Here is an 18514-nt window from a genome sequence, read left to right as displayed (position 1 = left end):
ATCAATGCTACTTTGACGTGGCGGAGTCCGGAAAACACACCGCCGGCATGACTTCTCCGCCTTGGAAATCCGTGCGCTGCGTCCACTGTTGGAGTACCGACTGTTTGTCGAAGGTGAGCAGAAATTGCTCGCACCAGGTGCCGGGGGCGCTGTATCGGTTTCCGGCCTGCTGTTCCCGTTTTTCATAGATCCAGATCGTATCACCGCTCTCGACCGTCCTTGTCGTCTGCGGGGCACCCAGGTGCTCGCGTACCTCGGTTTGCGTGGCTCGTCCACGCGATTCATTGAGATAGGCCGCCTCCCGGCTTTGCAAAGACCCGCAAGCGGCAAGCGCACATCCCACCGCCAATACTCCCATATATGATCTGAGCTTCATCAGCCGTCCTCCCCGGTGACTCGACTACGCGGTTGCCGCTCCCTTCCTGCCACGATTTTCGTCCCATTGTACTCCGAACAGAGCCCTGCGCACACACGTAGCCGATCCTCACCCTTGTCCGAGGGAGGAGGAAACGGTTTCGTGTGTTCTGTTTCGTTGTGGAGGGAGCCTGGGTGCGCCCATACCCAGGCATTGCGATGAGAAAGTAAGTCGGCTGAGAATTCGACGGGCGAGAGGAGCGGAGTCTAGACGGCCTTTTTCACCAGTCCCGATCGGAGGCAACGCGTGCACACGCGAATGCGCATCGTCGTGCCCTTCACCGTGGCTTTCACGCGCTGGAGGTTCGGACGGAAGACGCGCCTGGTCTTATTGTTGGCGTGGCTTACATTGTTGCCCGACTGATGACCCTTCCCGCACACATCACAGATAAATGCCACGACCCTACTCCTTTGTTACGTTCTTGACGGACTAGTGCTCAAATTTTGCGCATGCTACCATAGCGTCGCCTGTGATGACAAGCCGGATGCCATTCATTGACCTGCCCGAAGGCCAACCTCGACTTCTCTCTATTCGTCATGCATGGTGGACTCCAAGGATGATCAAATGGATTGGGTGACGCTGGTGGGCCTCCTGGCCGGAACCCTGACGACCATCGCCTTTCTGCCTCAGCTTCGGCATACCTGGCGGACTCGTTCCGCGAAGGATGTATCGCTCGGCATGCTCCTGATTTTCATCTCCGGCGTCGCGCTGTGGCTGATCTATGGGCTTCTGCTGGGCCAACTGCCGATCATTCTCGCCAACGTCGTCACGCTGGTGCTCAACCTCGGGATTCTGGGGCTGAAGCTCTACTACAAGAGCTGACGAGCGGCTGGGAGGTATCAGAAACGGTGGTGGGTTAGATCGAGCGGCCGGCACGGCCGGCTGCAGGCAGTGTGGTCCGAATCGGAACCGGGGCGCTCGGGGCCAACACCACCGGGGCGCTGATATCCAAATTCGCGTCTCCCCCGTCGTCGATGCGATCCTTGCCGATGCTATAGACCTTGCCCTGTGTTTCACTCCACAACATCGGAAGGCCGGTAAAGGGATCGTAGTAGGCCGGTCCCACTTCCGCCAGCCTACCGGGCACCGTTTTCATCACACTTGGTTGCCGCAGGAGTACCTGCAGGGTCACGAGGCGCAGCCGCGCGTCCGTTTCGATCAGCCGTTGGACGAACTGATCCCAGTCCGGTTCAAACTCCAGCGGGCGGAGCAACGTTTCGAGCAGCGTGCGCTTCGAACTGCGCGCCACGTCTTCGAGCTTCGGCAACGGGCTGCGCACGGATTCCTCGGCTTTGATCGTGACGTCGTAATAGGCGGCATAGGTGTCCCACAGCCGTTGCGATTCCAGCGTCATGCCGAGCAGGGTTTTCATCGCAGGGTGCTCAACCTTGACGAACGCGTTCGGGACCAGCGCCGCCCTGCGGGCGACCCACGCCTGATTTACGCGCGCTTCGGCCTCGCCGCCGTTGAGATCCAGCCGCAAAGAACTGGACCGGGCCGTGCCCAGCACGAACTGGTGTTGCATTGGCCACCGCAGGGAATATTCTTCCGGAGTCAGGGGGCGGCCGACCGACTGGATCGCGGAAAGCAAAATCGGATCAGGCCTCGGCTGGGTGGCCAGTTTTGCCAGCAGGGTGACGTCGTCGTCGATCATCACGGCGGCCAGGGTTTTGAGCGTGGGGGTGCGGGCCTCTTTCAAGATCATCCGCCAGACCAGAATGTCCTGTTGGAGTCGCTCCACGCCGGTACGGAACTGCCGCGCAAATCCTTCCGCGACATACAGCCGGTGCACGGTCAGCAGTTCATCGAAACGAGGGGTGCCGATGCGGCCGAAACCCCAGTCCTCGAACGGCATCCCGAGGAATTGCGCGTAGCGCCGGGTGAGTACCGCATAGCGGTCGATGGTGATTCGAAACAGGGCATCGGGCTTTTGGAACTCAGCCACGGGGTCCGTTGCCTGCCAGGCAGGAAACGCTTCGGCGGTTTCTACCAGGATGCGGAGGTTGGTCCGACTGGGTTTTGAGTAATCGAAGTGGCGATGCCCGCGCCTGCCCTCGGCTTCGCGCCAGATGTCGAAGCCGGTCTGGATCGGGTCAGTCTCGGAAGACGAGGCGAAGCCGAGGAGCAGGAAGTATCCGTTGCGAAGCGGGTTTTCGATGCGTCGGTCCGGTGGCTGACTCAGACGGACATAGGTCTCGCTGGGACCTTCGTCCTTTGCCGACCAGATCAAGCCGGAGATTTCCAGAAACACGGCAATGACGATGAGACTGATAATGAGGTTTCGCATGCCGGCTTGTACTCCAAGGATTCCCAGTCGAGGCACCGGGATGGGGTTGTCGGGTCGGGGAGTGGGAGGTACGGTGGCTCACCGGACGATCCGGCAGGCCGCTGATGCCTCTCGGGTAATTTGAGCAAGGGCCGTGCCTCTATAAAATGGGCTGGATCTGCCGCATTTCCCGCTGGCGAGCGCGCAAAGGGGCGTGGCCTGCTCAGCGTAGGACCAGCGCGGGCGACAAAAATGAACTTGACAAGGTTTGTGACCCTCTCCTAGAGTTCGGCGTTCGAACATCGCCTCGGGTCAAAGGGAAGAGGGTGTAAATCCCTCGCGGTCCCGCCGCTGTAAGTGGGAACGAAACCCGCCGATGCCACTGGTCGAATCGTGACGTGTCGTTCGTGCAGCGTGAAGCGCCAGTTCTCGGGCGAGATACGTTGTACGAGAGACGAATGACGGTTCGCCGGGAAGGCGCGGGGAGTAGGTGCAGCCCACGAGCCAGAAGACCTGCCCGGGGAACGACCCATTATTCCCTCGAGGGCTGGGGAATAGTCGAGGATGAAGCGGCGGGTAATCCTCAGGGTGCCGTGGTGGCCCTTGGGGATTTTTTATTTGTGGACCTGTGCAGACAGGAAGCTTGGCCGGTGGCGCTGGATTGGGCTGGCGCTGCTGATCGGCTTGTGGGCTGCCCCTTCGTTGGGCGCCGGCTCGGTGGACGCCCCTATTGATCACCAAAGTATGAAACGACGCCAACAGGGTATTTTGACCGGGATGCCGTTCATGGCGAACATCGCTCCGCGAACGTTCGTCGATGATCTCGGTCGCAAGCTGTATCTCGCGAAGGCGCCGACTCGCATCGTCTCGCTGGCCCCGAGCGTCACCGAAATGTTGTTCGCGCTGGGTGCCGGAGAGCACATCGTCGCGGTCACTGAATTTTGCGATTACCCGGCTGAGGCTCGTCTGAAGCCGAAGATCGGCGGCCTCAAACTCAGCCTCGAGGCCATCATTGCGGCGCAGCCCGATCTGGTCTTGGTGCCGCATGCGTTTCTGGATCCTACGGTATTGGCCAAGTTGGACGAGCTGAAGATCTCGACCTATGTCCTTCAAGCCAAGACGCTCGAAGACATCCTGACGCAACTCAACACGCTCGGACGGATTCTAAACCGGTCCACGGCGGCCACCGATCTCGTGGCCGGACTTCGACAACGCATCCGAGCGGTGCGCGAGCAGACGCAGAATCTCACGCGTCCCAAGGTGTTCTATGTGCTCAACGGCAATCCGTTGATGACCGTGGGGCCGGGAAGTTTCATCCACCAGATGTTGGATGCCGCTGGGGGAGCAAATATCGCCGCGACGGCTGCTCAGGCCTATCCGCGCATTTCGCTGGAAGAGGTGTTGGCTCAAAATCCCGACATTCTGATGTTCCCGGTCGGTGCAGCGGAGGGGATCCCGGAATCCGAGCAAGCCCAGTGGTTGCGCTGGCCGCAGCTGTCGGCCGTTCGACAGCATCGTCTCTATCGAATCGACAGCGAATTGGTCGATCGTCCCGGCCCACGGATTGTCGATGGGCTCGAGCAGTTGGCGAAACACATTCATCCCGAGGTTTTTAGGTCTTCCTCTCGAACGGGGACACCCTAACCGATGTCGCGCTCCAGCTCTGCGCCGTCCGCGATGGCGCTGCCCAGTCTCGTTGCAGGGGAGGCCGCTCAGGTCCAAGCGATGGCGTCCACGTGGCAGCGCCTTGCGCAACGCCGTCGCTGGCTGATTCTCACGGCGCTGGCCCTGATGACGCTGCTCACCGCCATCTTGTGCCTGCACCTGGGCGCCCAGCCGCTTCGCCTCTCGGACACGTTCACGCTGCTCTGGGGTCGATCGGATGCTGGGGCGTCCCTCGAGACGTCTCAGGCCCTTCACGCGACCATCCTCTGGCAAGTGCGCCTTCCACGGATCCTGTTGGCCTTGCTGGTCGGCGGCTGTCTGTCCGTGGCAGGAGCGGCCTTACAGGCGTTGCTTCGGAACCCCTTGGCTGACCCTTACGTGCTCGGGGTGTCCAGCGGCGCAGCGCTCGGCGCCTCGTTGGCGACGGCGTTTGGTCTTGGCCAGACGCTCCTCACCTGGATGGTTCTACCCTTGTGGGCCTCCGCCGGCGGACTCGCCGCAGTGGCCTTGGTCTACCGCATTGCCTCTCTGCACGGTCGTCTGCCCGTGCATACCTTGCTCTTGGCCGGTGTGATCGTGAATGCAATCCTTTCGGCCATGATCTTGTTCGTGACGTCGATTCTGGATCCGTCCGCCCTCTACCGGGTGATGTCTTGGCTGATGGGGACGCTGATGCCCCCGGACGTGCGGATGATGGGCATCCTGGCGATGACGGCTCTCATCGGAAGCCTCGCGCTGCTGCGTGATACTCACGCGTTGAATCTGTTGGCCCTTGGAGAAGAGTCGGCTGCGTCACTGGGGCTCAATGTCGAGCAACTCAAACGCCGATTGTTCTGCATCACGGCGCTCCTCACCGGGGCGATGGTGTCTGTGAGCGGCATGATCGGGTTCGTCGGCATGATCGTGCCCCATGTCGTGCGGCTCCTGTTCGGCAACGATCAACGACTCCTTGTTCCTGCCTCGTGGCTGATCGGCGGCTGTTTTCTGATGTTGTCGGATGCCGCAGCCCGTGTGGTGCTGGCCCCATCAGAACTGCCGGTCGGTGTGATGACGGCGCTCATCGGCGGACCAATCTTTGTCTTTCTGCTGGCTCGGCCCACGCCCGCGCAAGGCTAAACGATGCCACACCGCCCACCCAACCTCGTCGCCACGAACTTGGTGTTTGCACTCGAACGAGTCGGATTCTCCTACGGCGTCGACCGTGGGGGGGCTGATCTCTCGCCGCTGGAGGCGGTCTGGCGGAACCTCTCCTTTAGCGTCATGCGTGGCGAGATCCTGGGGATTATTGGTCCCAACGGTGTGGGCAAGAGCACGCTCTTGCGCTGCCTGGCCGGACTACTGCACCCGACACAGGGGCGCATCAGGCTGCTGGAGCGGGACCTCTCCACGATCGGTCGGCGGGAACTCGCTCGGCTGGTCGCCTACGTCCCGCAGGATGTCGCCGCCCCGTTTTCCTACTCCGTGCGGGATATGGTGCTGATGGGTCGGTTTCCGCATCGTCCCGCCGGCACCTTCTGGCTCCCAGGCTGGGAATCGACTGAAGACTATGAGAAAGCAACCCAGGCCATGGCGGATCTCGAACTCTTGCCTCTGGCCGACCGTCCGATCGACGCCCTGTCGGCCGGCGAGCGGCAACGAGTGTGCCTCGCTCGCGCGCTGGCCCAGGAAAGTCATGTGCTGCTGCTGGATGAACCGACCGCATTTCTTGATCTGCATCACCAGTTGGAGATGTGTCGTCTGCTTTGCCGCATCAGGCGGGACAAGCAGCTCACGATTGTCATGGTTTCGCACGATTTGAACCTGGCCGGTCAGTATTGCGATCGCCTGTTGCTGCTCGACGGTGGGCAGGCTGTGGGACCGGACCGACCCACGGCGATCCTGCAGGCCTCGACCTTGAGCAAGGCGTTCGGTTGCCCGGTGTTGGTTGATCTGCATCCCGAGACGGGGCAGCCGCGCATCGGATTGCCGGGCCCGACGATATGAACAGTGCCCGGCGGGCATACCCCCCGGGTGAAGATGGACGGGGATTCGGTACCGATCCCCGTCTTTGACATGAGGGGTACCGCAACGATCATGGAGGCGCGTTTCTAGAGAAGGACAGCAGCAGGGGAAGATGGTGCAAATCCATCACGGTGCCGCCACTGTCAGCGGGGAGTAACTCTGCACAGTGCCACTGGTTGGTGCGTGAAACGTGAAACGTGATTCGTGAAGCGTAGGAGCATGGCTCCTACGAAATGCGATTTGCGAGATACGTACGACGATCCGATTGGGAAGGCGCAGAGGACACGCAGATCCGCAAGTCAGGAGATCCGGCTGCTGATTCGGTTCGTTCCGCCCTTCGAGCCAAAGGGAAGGTGACTGTGAAGTACGCGACGTTTGGGTTACGTCTGTCCGCTGTTATGCTGTGTTTTCCGGGAGTGTGGGGATCTGCGGTGTTTGCGCAGGAGGAAGCCCCCATTGAGGCCAAGGAGGTCGTCGTGTCCAGTACGCGACTGCCGGATACGCCGATCGAAGCCCGGGAATTGCCCGCCAAAGTTACCGTCATCACCTCCGAGGACATCAAGAAGACCGGTGCCAAGACGGTACAGGAGGCCGTGCAATGGTCGACCGGCATCGTTATGTACGATCAGGTCGGCAATGCCTTCCAGCAGAGTATCGATATGCGCGGGTTCAACGGCCAACCGGTGCCCTCGACCGTGGTCTTCGTGGACGGGCAGCGCATCAACGAACCGGATTTCAACGTCGTCAATTTCGACCTCATCCCGGTCGAATCGATCGAGCGGATTGAAATTCTCCCGGGCAATGCCGCGATTTACGGCAAGAACGCGCTCGGCGGTGTCATCAACATCATCACGAAGCGCGGCGCCGAGAAACGGCAGGTCGCCGGTGAGACGACCTTCGGCAGCTTCAACCGGCAACGGTACAACTTGACGGCCAGTGGGCCGATCGGGAAGTTCGACTACTTTGCTACGTTCAGCCGGGAGACGGAAGACGGATTTCGGGACCAATCCGATGCCAGGATTTCCCGCCTCTTCGGGAAGATCGGGTATCGACCGACGGAGAATACCGACCTCGCCCTCTCCTATACGTATGTGCAGAGTCATCTGCTGCAAGCCGGTTCGTTGCCGCTGAGTCTGGCCGCCTTCAATCGGCGCGCCAATTTCACGCCCGGTGATTTCGACGACAAGGAAACCAACGTGGTGCGGTTCACCGGCCGCCAGGCACTGCCGTTCGGTTTTGCGCTGAACGTCAATGGCTTCTATCGGCACCTCCAGCAGGACCTGTTTACGGTCGGTCAGACGTCACTCAGCACGAGCTACAACAAGACCGAATCCAAGGGTGGCACCGCCCAGCTGACGCAGGAGTCCTCGCCGCTGGGTTTCCGCAACCTGCTGGTGCTCGGCAGCGAATACACCAGAAACGATTTTGGGAACCGGTTGCTGGGATCGTTCTCAGGGTTTCCGTTTTCCAACCTGGGTTCGACCAATCAGGACAGTGCGGGACTCTATGTCCAGGACACGTTTCACCTGACGCCACACCTCATTCTGACCGGTGGCGCCCGGTATGATCACGACCAGATCGGCTTCGGAGATAACATCACGCCCACGAACGACGGGGCGAAGCGGTTCAGCCGTACGACTAGTCGAGGTGGCGTGACCTATCTGCTCACGCCGGCGACGAGCCTGTATTTCAACTACAGCGAAGGATTTCGCGTGCCCACGATCAACGAGCTCTTTGCGCTCGGGCCGTTCGGGTCAAATCCGAATCTGCGGCCGGTGAAGACCAAGAACTATGAGATCGGGGTCAGGCAGTCGATCGGGACCTGGGGAGAAGGGGCTGTCTCGGTATTTCAGATCGACACGCGGGATGAGATTCTGTTCACGTGTCGTTTGTGCGATTTCAGTTTCGGAGACGGCCAGAACCGTAACGTCGATCAGACCCGCCGGCGTGGCGTCGAGGGAACTTTGAAGGCGAGATTCAATCAATATGTGGACGGGATCCTGAACTACACATTTACCGAGGCTGAGTACCGCACGGCCTTCAATCTGGATTCTGCGAGAAGGGTGGAGGTCGGTGACAGTTTGCCGCAGGTACCGAAGCATCGCCTGAGTCTGACCGCCAACATGCACCCCGTCGATGGTCTGACCGTGTCCCTGATCGGGTTGTACGTGAGCACGCAGTTTTTCTTGAACGACGAAAGTAACGTTCAGCCGCGCTTGCCCGGCTATTTCATGCTGAACAGCCGCATTGCCTATGAGCGGGCGGTGCCGGGCGGGCGCTTGACCGGGTTCCTGATGGTCAACAATTTGCTCGACCAAAAGTACTCGACCATGGGTATTATTTCATCGAACGTCCTGACGGGAGGCGGCGCCCTCGAGCGTTTCGTGATGCCCGCGCCGGGCATCGCGCTCTACGGCGGCCTCAGCTATCGCTTCGAAACCTTCTGACCTATGACGACGTGGCCGACATCGAGCGCGACACCGGCAGTCGCGGTACTCGGCACAGGGTCCGACGTGGGCAAATCGCTCATTGTAGCCGGATTGTGCCGGATCCTTGCGAGGGCCGGGGTCCGTGTCGCGCCGTTCAAGGCCCAGAATATGTCGTTGAATTCCTCCGTGACCCCTGACGGAGCGGAGATCGGACGGGCCCAGGCACTGCAGGCCGAGGCGTGTCGGATCCCGCCGCACGTCGATATGAATCCGATTTTGCTGAAGCCGGAAGCGGAGGGCCGGTCTCAGATCGTGCTGTCCGGGCGGGTATACGGCAAGACCGACGCGGAGGCGTATTTCACCGCCGGTGGAATCAACCGGCTTCGCCCCCATGTCGAGAGCGCCTACCGGCGGCTGGCGGACCGGTATGAGGCTGTCGTCATCGAAGGGGCTGGGAGCGCGGCGGAAATCAACCTACGCGAGAAGGACTTGGTCAACTGGCCGGTCGTGGCCATGGCCGATGCAGCTGTCTTATTGGTCGGGGATATCGACCGAGGGGGAGTCTTTGCTCAACTGATCGGGACCCTGGATTTGTTGGCGCCGGAGGAACGAGCCAGGGTCCGGGGCTTGATCGTGAACAAGTTTCGTGGAGATCTGACGTTGTTCACGGACGGGGTTCGCATGTTGGAAGCGCGCACCGGCATTCCCGTGTTGGGTGTGGTGCCCTACCTCAAGGATCTCGGCCTAGATCAGGAAGACCATCTGGACCTTCGGTCGCGCCCCGCGCCGCCGTTCTCGCGGGAACGGGTGAATATCGCGGTAGTGTTGCTGCCGCACCTGAGCAACTTCACGGACTTCAATGCCCTGGCCGATGAACGGGACGTGAGTCTCAGGTATGTGGCCACGCCCGAGGAAACCATGGATGCCGACGTCATCATCCTGCCCGGGACCAAGACGACGCTTCACGATCTGGAAGACCTGCGCGCGCGAGGTTGGGGGGCGAGACTGCTCGATCACGTGGATGCGGGGGGAGAACTGATCGGGATTTGCGGCGGCTACCAGATGCTTGGTCGCCGCATTGTGGATCCCGACGCGGTCGAAACGGGTGGGGCGGGGACCGGATTTGAATTGCTGGAGATCACCACCAGGCTGGGACGGACGAAAATCACGGAGCGAGTGACGGCGAAGTGCCTGGGCCTGCCGGGAGTTGAACCGTTGCCGATCATGGGCTATCAGATTCACATGGGCCGGACGGATCGACAGGGCCACGCTCCGTGTTTTCGTCTCGATCGGTCCTCGGAGGGCGCATTCCGAGAGGGACGTTCCGGTGACGAGCCGGATTATGAGTTGGACGGTGCGATGCGCGAGGACGGATTGGTGTGGGGGACGTATCTGCACGGGTTGTTCGACCAGGGGGAATTCCGGCGAGCATGGTTGAACCATGCCCGCGGCCGCAAGGGTTTGATGCCGCTCGATCCAGCCTGCTCGGCTGGCGTCGATCAGGCCCGGCACACGGAACTCGATCGGTGGGCCGACCACCTCCAGCGGCATCTTCAGTTGGATCGTCTACGCGAATTCGTGATGCGGAAAGGAATGAGGCATGAGAATCACCAAGGTGTATACCAAGACCGGTGACGCGGGGCAGACCAGGTTGGCCGGAGGGCAGCAGGTGTGGAAAGACAGCCTGCGTGTGGAAGCCTACGGGACGGTCGACGAATTGAATGCTTCGGTCGGGGTCGTACGTGCCTTCGCCGCGGAGCGGATCGGGAGGTCCGAGGCCGTTGCGCGCCTTGACCGGGAACTGGGATGGGTCCAGCACAAACTGTTCGATGTCGGGAGCCTGCTTGCCACCGCGCCGGGTCAGTCTTTTCCGAACATGCCGGCCGTGACACCGGAGGATGTGGAGCGGCTGGAGCGGCTCATGGATGCCTGCCAGGAAGAATTGACCCCCTTGAAGGAATTCATCCTGCCCGGGGGAGGGAAGATCGGTAGCCTGCTCCATCAGGCCCGCACGGTCTGCCGACGTGCGGAGCGGGACTGTGTGCGGTTGGCACGGGAAGAGCAGGTCGATCCTGCCTTGGTGGTTTATCTCAATCGGCTGAGTGATGCGTTGTTCGTGTTGGCTCGTTGGATTTCGAAGGCGTTGCATGAACCGGAACTCTTATGGCAACGAAATGCCGGCCGGGAAGGAGCAGGCGCGTGATCGACTCCGGCCTCGTGCTCCGTCGGTCATTTCCCTCACGCCTCGTCGCTTGCGTTCGCGTCTAGTCAGTTTCTGCACGGCAACGACCATTCTTTGGCGCTTCTGTCGAAATTTTGAACAAACAGGTTGATCGGGCTGCTATGGCTGACCATAGTGGCTATAGTCGATAGGTTTACCTAATCGCTGGATAAACCGCAGTTTTCTTCTACTCTTCCCCACCGATTTTCGCGTCACGTTCGAGATTGTCCTTTCGGCACTAATCCTGCAGCGACCCGCAGAGGTTGAGGCGTGCCTTGAGGGCCCGCTCCTGCGACGAAATTGTCAACCAGAATAATTGCGCTATCTTTGACAGGGAGTCATCCGTACGTCCGGGATCGGAAGGGGATGGGCGTCACCACGCACAAGGAGGCGGGCATGTCGAAGCACTGCTTACGGGGATCTATCGCAGCCGCGATTATGGCAATCGGTTTGAGTATGGCTGCTCCCGCATCGGCCAATACCGAGGTTGAAACGGCTGAATTGCTGATTAAGCTGCTTCAAGTCGGTCGAGGCGTCGTGTCGGAAAACCAGGCCGCCATCAATGATTCGGCCAAGGCCGACAAGGGGTTTACGGGCGACTACGTGGCCAATCAAGTCATCGATCGGTTCCGCAAGGCGACGAAGATCGATCTCAGCCGCCCGAGCAGCGTGCCGCAGGCCGCCTTGTTCCTCGCCATGGTGGAAGCGGAAAAGGAAGTCGTCGATGAAGCGCAACCGGTCATTAACAAGCAGGGCGTCGGATTCAAGGGCTTTCTCCCGGCCTCGTTCGCTCGGAAGTCCGGAGAGCATTTCTATCGGAAGACCGGCATCCGCGTAAAGCTGACGGGTGCGGACTACCGATATCCAGGCAACAAGCCAGACGATTTCGAGTCGGAAGTGCTGCGGATTTTTGCCGATAGTCGTCACCCGAAGGGGCAACCGTACAGCAAAGCCACGATGTTGGACGGCAAGCCGGTGCTTCGGATGATGGACCCCGAGTATGCCACGTCGACCTGTCTGAATTGCCACGGCAATCCGAAGGGGGAACGTGACGTTACGGGCATGAAAAAAGAAGGTTGGAAGGAAGGCGACCTCGCCGGCGCCATCAGCATCGTCATTCCGATGCGCTAGGGGATCGTGCTCCGCGCATCGTCATTCACCGTCACTGTGCGTAGCTGAATCGAAGGGGAGGATGGACTCATGAGCAAGATCGTTGTCGTCGATGATTCGTACGCTGAACTGCAGATGATCGAGGGTTATCTGAAGTCGGCGAATCACACGGTGGTGTCGTACCCGAACACGGACAAGCTTGAGGAGAAGTTGTCGGTCGACAAGCCCGACCTCATCGTCATGGATGTCGTGATGCCGGGACGCAATGGATTCCAGACCTGCCGTGACCTGAAGAGCGACGATCGCTTCAAGAACATTCCGATCGTGTTGTGCACGTCGAAGGGACAGGAAAGCGACAAGTTCTGGGGACAGCAGCAGGGGGCGAACGGCTACGTCGTGAAGCCCTTTAAGGCGGAGGATCTTCTGGCCGCCGTGAAACGGGTGCTGAATTAATCCATGACTGACGGTCCGACACCGCAGACGCACGCGCTCGCACCCACCCAAGCCTCAGGTATCGCGCACACCACGGGCGCGCCGGCCGCTTCGGCGGAGGGCACGCTTCGGGTGTGCGTCCTGGCGTTGGGCGGGGAGTTGTTCGCGATCGACTTGCGCAACATCAGCGAAGTGTTCGAGGTGGAAGCCGTGACGACGGTGCCCGGCATGCCCACCATGCTGACGGGGGTGACCAATCTTCGGGGAACGGTCATTCCGCTCCTCGACCTGCGATCCAGTCTCGGCCTGACCGAGCAGGAGGGCGCGTTGTCCTTCGCGGTGGTCGTACGGCAGGGGTCGCGGTACCTCGGGATGCTGGTGGATCACGTTCCTGAAATTCGAACCGTGTCGCGCGACAGCGTGTTGCCGGCCATGCAGGCCGGTCCGGCCGGAGCCAGGCCTTTCGTGTCTTCCGTGCTCCGCCTGGACGATCGCCTGGGAGGTGTGCTGGACGTGTCGCAAATTTTCGCTCAAGCCGATGGGGGCGGTACGACACCGCGGGCAAGTTAGGGAACGACGGTTCGAATCTTCTGGGGCGCGTGAGGCCGGAGCGGGCGCCATCGACCGGCTGACACAAACAAGCGCCTAGAACAAGGAGGAGTGCTCATGGTTGCGCAAGGCGTAATGACTCGATTCCAAGATATGAAAACACAGTCGAAGCTGCTGGTCAGCTTCGGTGTGGTCAGCCTCATCATCTTGATTATGGCGGCCGTCGGTGTGTTCACCCTGCGCCAGCTCAGCAGCCAATCCCAAACGTCGTACAACGACTACACGGTGCCGCTTGCGGACTTCGCTCAGATGGGAACCGCGTTGACGAAGCATCACCAGATCCTGCTGGACTTGTCGTCCGCCACGAAGCAGGCCGACTTTGCTCAGGACGTCGCGAAGTTGCCTCCCTTGAAGGCGGAAATCGAGAAGTCCGTGGCTGACTACAAGTCCATCAACCTTCGCGTGTCGCGGGCCGGCCGCGATGAGGCCAAGGACCTTGCTTTGTTCGAGCCGGCGTTGAGGAAGTATTTCCAGGAAGCCGACGGCGCCTTGAGCGCGATGGCGGACAGCTTCGATAAAAAGAACCTCACCTCGGGACAAGCCGAGCAGATGCGCGCCCTCGGTGTCTTGGCCTTGACGGTGAACTTGACGCCGTCTTTCGAAAATGCCATCAAGCGCCACAACGAGCAGGTCACGACGCTCGAAGACGTGGCGAAGGACCTGAACGAAGACGCCCAGGCATTGGCGACCAACGGTACGATGATTCTTGTCGCCGGCGGTGTCGTTGCGGTGGGCTTGGGTATCTTCGTCGGGTACCTCCTTGCTTCCTTCCTGTCTCGCGGGATCGCGCACATCGCCAACGTCGCGACGCAGGCCGCCAGCGGTAACCTCCAGGCCCGCGCGAAGATCCAATCCCAGGACGAGTTGGGTCAGATGGCCAAAGCGTTCAACTCCATGCTTGACCGTATTACGGCCCTTGTGTCCACGGAGGAAGAGCGCGACCTCATGCAAAAGCGGTTGATGCAATTCCTGGTGTTGGTGTCCGATGTCGGTAAGGGAGACTTGACGAAGCGCGGTGAGGTCACCGCCGACATGTTCGGTAACTTGGCCGACGGTTTCAACCTGATGATCGCCCGGTTCGGGCAGTTGTTGAAACAGGTGCGTGAAGCGGCTGATCGAGTCAACAAGTCAGCCGGTACGCTCCGCGATTCGGCCGGTACCATGTCCGGCACGGCGCGCAGCCAGGCGGAAGAATCCGTGCGTACGTTGGGCGCGGTCGAACAGCTGGCCGCCGGTATGCGTCAAGTGGCCACTACGGCCGGCGCTTCGTCTGAATCCGCCAAGCAGGTGTTGTCGGCAACGGAACGAGGCAACGTGGCGGTGCAAGAAACGGTGCGCGACATGCAGAGCATCCGTTCAGCGGTGCAACGTATGTCGAAACAGGTAAAGGGCCTCGGCGACCGGTCGCTCGAAATTTCCCAAATCGTGTCGACGATTCGAGACATCGCCAATCAAACAAACCTCCTCGCGCTGAACGCCGCCATCGAGGCGGCCGGCGCCGGTGAGGCGGGTGCTCGATTCGCCGTCGTCGCCGACCAGGTCAGAAAGCTGGCCGAAAGTTCGACCCAAGCCACACGCGAAATCGCGGACCTCGTGAAGGTCATTCAGACGGAAACGCAGGACGCGGTCGTCGCGATGGAGCACGAAACCCAGGCCGTGGAAGCGGGATCCGCGTCGGCCCTTCGAACCGGTGACGTGTTCGCGGAAATTTCAGACATCGCGAAACGGTCCGCCGAGCTGGCTCAGAACATCGCCAGCGCCGCCGCCGAGCAGACGGCTTCGACGGAAAAGGTCGGACGCGCCATTAAGGAGTTCACCGGCGGCGCCGTCGCGACGCAAAAGCAAACGGACTCGACACGACTCACGATCGAGGACATGGCGAAACTTGCCGAAGGCCTGAACTCCTCGGTCGCGCAGTTCAAGCTGGCGTAGCAGACTCTAAGAGAGCGGGGACTCGCTACCGCTCGGATGTCGAGTGGCGCAATGAGCTCTGATTTCGATCGTGACCAGCTGGTCAACATTTTCGTCGCGGAAGCCAGCGACGACATGGGCCGGTTCTGGACGGCCTTGCATCCGAAAGACAAGGCGATTCCGGAACCGGCGGACCTGGCCGATTATCACACCGTCGGTCATAAGCTGAAGGGAGCGGCCCTCCTGTACGGCTTCCCGGGGCTCGGGAAGCTCGGGGCGTTGCTCGAGGATACACTCGAGCACATCGACCGCATTCCATCCGACCGGTGGGCCGACCTTGTGGACCTCCTGCGGGATGCGGCGGCGTCCTTCCGTCGACAAATCGACGTCATCGCCAAGGGTGGAACCGATGATCTTTCGGCGGCGGAAGGATTCGTCGCCCGCTGTGAGGGACTGCTTGGAGCCGATATTTCCGGCGAGGGTGTGCCCACCGACGACTATCTGGTTCCCGTGTTGGACGCCGAAGTGCTGTCGTATTTCGCTCCGGAAGCCGAGGAGTATCTCGAGACGATCCTCACGCTGCTTTCTCGGTTGGAAGGTAACCTGCAGGACCCGGACACGATCCATCAGCTGTATCGTGTCTCACACACCCTCAAAGGCTCCGCGTATACGGTCGGGTTTCAAGTCGTGGGGGATGTGGCCCATCCGATCGAAACCTGCATGATCGCCGTGCGCGAGGGGCGTGCCGGTATCGCGCCTGCCTGGTTTCCCTGCCTCCAGCGAGCGGTGCAGGTGATTCGCGCGCTTATGCGCCGTAATGAAGAACTGCTGCCGCAATTGAGGCGAGACGTGCCGGACATGATCCGGGCGCTTCGAGGCTTGGAAGAAGGCCTGTCGCAGGAGCCAGAGGCGACTCCGGTTCCGCAGCCGGCTGCTAGCGTCGCCACGGAGCCCGTGGCTCCTGCCGTTGTGTCTCCGGCGGCGGAAGCAACGGTGCCAGCCAACTCCTCTCCGGATGAGCCACTGACGCAAGCCTACTTGATTCCGACGTTGGATCCCGAAGTCATCTCCTATTTCGCTCCGGAAGCGCAAGAATACCTCGAACAACTCGAGGCCTCGCTCCTTAGGCTCGAGAAGGAATCGTCGAACCCTGAGATCATTCACCAGGTGTTTCGTACGGCCCATACCTTGAAAGGCTCTGCCTACACCGTTGGATTCCAGTCCATCGGCGACCTGACGCACCATATCGAAGATTTTATGGGCGCGGTGCGGGATGGGTCGATGAGGGTGCAGCCAGGGCATACGGACTTGTTGTTGCGCGCCATCGACGTGATTCGGACGCTCATGCGGCGGGACCCCTCGATGGTGACGCGAACCAGACAGCGGTTTGCGGCATCGCTGCAGGAACTCAAGCAACTGAGTCATCCGACCGCCGTCAGCGTTTCCGAACCCAGCAACGCGCCGGTCGCGACCGAGCGCGCGGTAGCCGAACCTGCGCCCGAGCCGGAGGCGGCGGAGACCGCCAAAACGATGGACGGTAGGGCCGCGGAGGAGCGCGAGGTTATCCGTGTCAGCCGAGACCGGTTGGAACGCCTCCTCAATCTGGTCGGCGAATTGGTCATCGACCGTGGACGATTGGAGCAGCGGCTGAGGACGTTGGAAGGGTTGGCCTCTCAGGTGCTGGCGAACAAGAACCGCTTGATCGATGCGGTTCGGACCTTTGAAGACAAGCACACGTTTTCCTTTCAGCCGGCACCCGAGGCGTCCGGTGAGCCGGCCCAGTCCGGTGTTCCGGGTGTCCAGGATTTCGGCAGCCTGGAATTCGACAAGTACGACGATTTCAACATCCTCGCCCGGCGTATCAGCGAAGTGACCGCCGACATTACGGAATCCATGTCGCAGCTCAGCGGCTCCATCCGACGTGCGCAGGATGACATGGGCCAGCTCCAGCAATTGACGCTCGGCATGCGGGATGAAGTCGCGCGTGCCCGCATGGTGCCCATCGGGACGCCGTTTACGCGATTCCGCCGCGCCGCCCGTGAAATGGCCCGCGCGACGGGCAAGGAAGTCAATCTGGTCACGTCGGGTGAACACACGGAAATCGATACCGGCGTCGTCGAGCGCTTGGTCGATCCCTTGGTGCATTTGGTCAGAAACGCGGTGTTCCATGGCATTGAACCGGCGGCCGCGCGCGTGGCGCAGGGCAAACCGGCGGCAGGTACGGTGTATCTCCATGCGGCGCATCGCGGTAACTCGGTCGTCATCGAAGTAGAGGATGACGGCGCCGGCCTGGACATCGCTCGAATCAAAGCCAAAGCGGTCAAGTTGGGTCTGATTCGGCAGGATGTCGCGGACACCTTGCCTGACAGCGAAGTGATCAAGTTCATCTTCCTTCCGGGCTTCTCCACCGCCGAAGCCGTCGGGGATCAGGCCGGGCGAGGCGTCGGTATGGATGTGGTGAAACGCGTCATCGAAACGATGAACGGCCACATCGAAGTGGAATCGGTTCGAGGGCTGGGCACCAAATTCACGATGCATCTGCCGCTGACCCTGTTGATCGCGACCGCCCTGATGGTGCGGGTCGCCAATGAGCGCTATGCGATCCCGCTTCCCAGTGTCCGCGAAGTCACGATGCCGACGACCTCGACGCTGCAGCGGATGGGCGATCGGTCGGTGATGCAGATCGGAGACGAAGCGATCGAAGTCTATCCGTTGTCGAACCTGATCCGACGCGAAGCCGGCATCGTCGATGGTGGATCCCCGGTCGTGATCGTCCGCACCTCCACAGGACCGTTGGGCTGTGCGGTCGACGAATTGCTCGGCCGGCAGGAAATCGTCATCAAGTCGCTCGGATCGTTGAAGCCGTTCGAGCGGTCGGTGTTCGGCGGCGCCACGATCGACCCGGAAGGACGCGTGGTACTGGTCCTCGACGTGAGTCGGTTGACGGCGCGCGAATACCAAGAGGCCTTGCCGATCGGCGACGGCTCCATCCCGCAACTGGCGCATGAGGAAATCGACCAACCGATCTCTGAGGCTGCGCCCTCGAAACAGATGCCGCTCCTGTTGATCGACGACTCGTTGAGCATCAGAAAGTTCGTCGGCAGGATGCTGGAATCAGCCGGGTACGTGGTGGAGACGGCGGTGGACGGCGAAGAGGGATGCCGCAAGGCTGCGACGCAGGCCTATCAGCTGATCATTACCGACCTCGAAATGCCCAAGCTAAACGGGTACGAGGTCATTCAAGCGCTTCGGGCCAGACCCTTGACGCAAACGACGCCGATCTTGGTGATGACCACCCGAGCCGGGGAAAAGCATCGGCAGATGGCCATCAACGTCGGTGCCTCAGGTTACATTGCCAAGCCGGTCGAGGAACGGGCGTTGATTCAAGAAGTCCAGAAATGGGTCGGCCGTGAGGCCGGTGTCAGGAAATAACGAACTCGTTGGTGATTGCGGCC

At 60.8% G+C, this 18514-nt stretch carries 15 protein-coding genes and 2 riboswitches; of the genes, 12 read left to right on the top strand and 3 right to left on the bottom strand.

From position 1 onward, the window contains the following. Positions 1-7 precede the first annotated feature (7 nt). Together KF814_01355 and rpmB are read right to left on the bottom strand one after the other, a co-directional pair. Positions 8-376, bottom strand: a complete 369-nt coding sequence (locus tag KF814_01355; GenBank protein ID MBX3234773.1) for a hypothetical protein — start codon at positions 374-376, stop codon at positions 8-10. A 245-nt stretch (positions 377-621) separates the two neighbouring features. Next, positions 622-813 (bottom strand): 50S ribosomal protein L28, encoded by a 192-nt coding sequence (rpmB, locus tag KF814_01350; GenBank protein ID MBX3234772.1) that lies wholly within the window; start codon positions 811-813, stop codon positions 622-624. Positions 814-979: 166 nt separating this feature from the next. On the opposite strand from rpmB, the gene KF814_01345 reads away from it, so the two are divergent. Continuing rightward, positions 980-1237, top strand: coding sequence for a SemiSWEET family sugar transporter (locus KF814_01345; GenBank protein MBX3234771.1), 258 nt, complete (start codon positions 980-982; stop codon positions 1235-1237). A 34-nt stretch (positions 1238-1271) separates the two neighbouring features. Here the strand turns inward: KF814_01345 and KF814_01340 are convergent, their stop codons facing one another. Continuing rightward, positions 1272-2702, bottom strand: a complete 1431-nt coding sequence (locus KF814_01340) for a hypothetical protein (GenBank protein ID MBX3234770.1) — start codon at positions 2700-2702, stop codon at positions 1272-1274. Between the two features lie 246 nt (positions 2703-2948). After that, positions 2949-3217: riboswitch (cobalamin riboswitch) on the top strand. Positions 3218-3425: 208 nt separating this feature from the next. Here KF814_01340 and KF814_01335 point away from each other — a divergent pair. The 11 genes from KF814_01335 to KF814_01285 all read left to right on the top strand — a co-directional run bounded on the left by KF814_01335 (position 3426) and on the right by KF814_01285 (position 18491). After that, positions 3426-4325 (top strand): cobalamin-binding protein, encoded by a 900-nt coding sequence (locus KF814_01335; protein MBX3234769.1) that lies wholly within the window; start codon positions 3426-3428, stop codon positions 4323-4325. A 3-nt stretch (positions 4326-4328) separates the two neighbouring features. Then, positions 4329-5462, top strand: coding sequence for an iron ABC transporter permease (locus KF814_01330; GenBank protein ID MBX3234768.1), 1134 nt, complete (start codon positions 4329-4331; stop codon positions 5460-5462). A gap of 3 nt (positions 5463-5465) precedes the next feature. Next, a complete protein-coding gene (locus KF814_01325; protein ID MBX3234767.1) occupies positions 5466-6329 on the top strand; it encodes an ABC transporter ATP-binding protein in 864 nt (287 codons plus the stop codon). 83 nt (positions 6330-6412) lie between these two features. Beyond that, positions 6413-6678, top strand: a riboswitch (cobalamin riboswitch). Positions 6679-6706: 28 nt separating this feature from the next. Then, positions 6707-8794 carry a TonB-dependent receptor gene (locus KF814_01320; GenBank protein MBX3234766.1) on the top strand — a complete coding sequence of 696 codons (2088 nt, stop codon included), beginning with the start codon at positions 6707-6709 and terminating at the stop codon, positions 8792-8794. A gap of 3 nt (positions 8795-8797) precedes the next feature. Continuing rightward, a complete protein-coding gene (locus tag KF814_01315) occupies positions 8798-10411 on the top strand; it encodes a cobyric acid synthase (GenBank protein MBX3234765.1) in 1614 nt (537 codons plus the stop codon). Further along, positions 10377-10979, top strand: coding sequence for a cob(I)yrinic acid a,c-diamide adenosyltransferase (locus KF814_01310; protein ID MBX3234764.1), 603 nt, complete (start codon positions 10377-10379; stop codon positions 10977-10979). The genes KF814_01315 and KF814_01310 overlap by 35 nt, the downstream gene beginning before the upstream one ends. A gap of 414 nt (positions 10980-11393) precedes the next feature. Continuing rightward, the gene (locus KF814_01305) at positions 11394-12128 is read left to right on the top strand and encodes a DUF3365 domain-containing protein (GenBank protein ID MBX3234763.1); all 735 of its coding nucleotides are present in this window, start codon (positions 11394-11396) and stop codon (positions 12126-12128) included. A 69-nt stretch (positions 12129-12197) separates the two neighbouring features. Continuing rightward, entirely contained in the window at positions 12198-12560 is a 363-nt protein-coding gene (locus KF814_01300) for a response regulator (GenBank protein ID MBX3234762.1), read from the top strand. A 3-nt stretch (positions 12561-12563) separates the two neighbouring features. Beyond that, on the top strand, positions 12564-13109 hold the full coding sequence (locus KF814_01295) for a purine-binding chemotaxis protein CheW (GenBank protein ID MBX3234761.1): 546 nt from the start codon (positions 12564-12566) through the stop codon (positions 13107-13109). A gap of 132 nt (positions 13110-13241) precedes the next feature. Beyond that, positions 13242-15080, top strand: a complete 1839-nt coding sequence (locus KF814_01290; GenBank protein ID MBX3234760.1) for an MCP four helix bundle domain-containing protein — start codon at positions 13242-13244, stop codon at positions 15078-15080. A gap of 51 nt (positions 15081-15131) precedes the next feature. After that, positions 15132-18491, top strand: coding sequence for an Hpt domain-containing protein (locus KF814_01285; GenBank protein MBX3234759.1), 3360 nt, complete (start codon positions 15132-15134; stop codon positions 18489-18491). Positions 18492-18514 lie beyond the last annotated feature (23 nt).

It is taken from the genome of Nitrospiraceae bacterium, from assembly GCA_019637075.1.
Classification (GTDB): domain Bacteria; phylum Nitrospirota; class Nitrospiria; order Nitrospirales; family Nitrospiraceae; genus JAHBWI01.
The sequence above is the reverse complement of the archived record's forward strand: the minus strand, read 5'-3'. Positions and strand labels throughout refer to the sequence as shown.

Coding starts and splice junctions, on each gene's coding strand:
- KF814_01355 (MBX3234773.1), bottom strand. CDS start 376: ATGAAGCTCAGATCATATATGGGAGTATTGGCGGTGGGATGTGCGCTT.
- KF814_01345 (MBX3234771.1), top strand. CDS start 980: ATGGATTGGGTGACGCTGGTGGGCCTCCTGGCCGGAACCCTGACGACC.
- KF814_01340 (MBX3234770.1), bottom strand. CDS start 2,702: ATGCGAAACCTCATTATCAGTCTCATCGTCATTGCCGTGTTTCTGGAA.
- KF814_01335 (MBX3234769.1), top strand. CDS start 3,426: ATGAAACGACGCCAACAGGGTATTTTGACCGGGATGCCGTTCATGGCG.
- KF814_01330 (MBX3234768.1), top strand. CDS start 4,329: ATGTCGCGCTCCAGCTCTGCGCCGTCCGCGATGGCGCTGCCCAGTCTC.
- KF814_01325 (MBX3234767.1), top strand. CDS start 5,466: ATGCCACACCGCCCACCCAACCTCGTCGCCACGAACTTGGTGTTTGCA.
- KF814_01315 (MBX3234765.1), top strand. CDS start 8,798: ATGACGACGTGGCCGACATCGAGCGCGACACCGGCAGTCGCGGTACTC.
- KF814_01310 (MBX3234764.1), top strand. CDS start 10,377: ATGAGAATCACCAAGGTGTATACCAAGACCGGTGACGCGGGGCAGACC.
- KF814_01305 (MBX3234763.1), top strand. CDS start 11,394: ATGTCGAAGCACTGCTTACGGGGATCTATCGCAGCCGCGATTATGGCA.
- KF814_01300 (MBX3234762.1), top strand. CDS start 12,198: ATGAGCAAGATCGTTGTCGTCGATGATTCGTACGCTGAACTGCAGATG.
- KF814_01295 (MBX3234761.1), top strand. CDS start 12,564: ATGACTGACGGTCCGACACCGCAGACGCACGCGCTCGCACCCACCCAA.
- KF814_01290 (MBX3234760.1), top strand. CDS start 13,242: ATGAAAACACAGTCGAAGCTGCTGGTCAGCTTCGGTGTGGTCAGCCTC.
- KF814_01285 (MBX3234759.1), top strand. CDS start 15,132: ATGAGCTCTGATTTCGATCGTGACCAGCTGGTCAACATTTTCGTCGCG.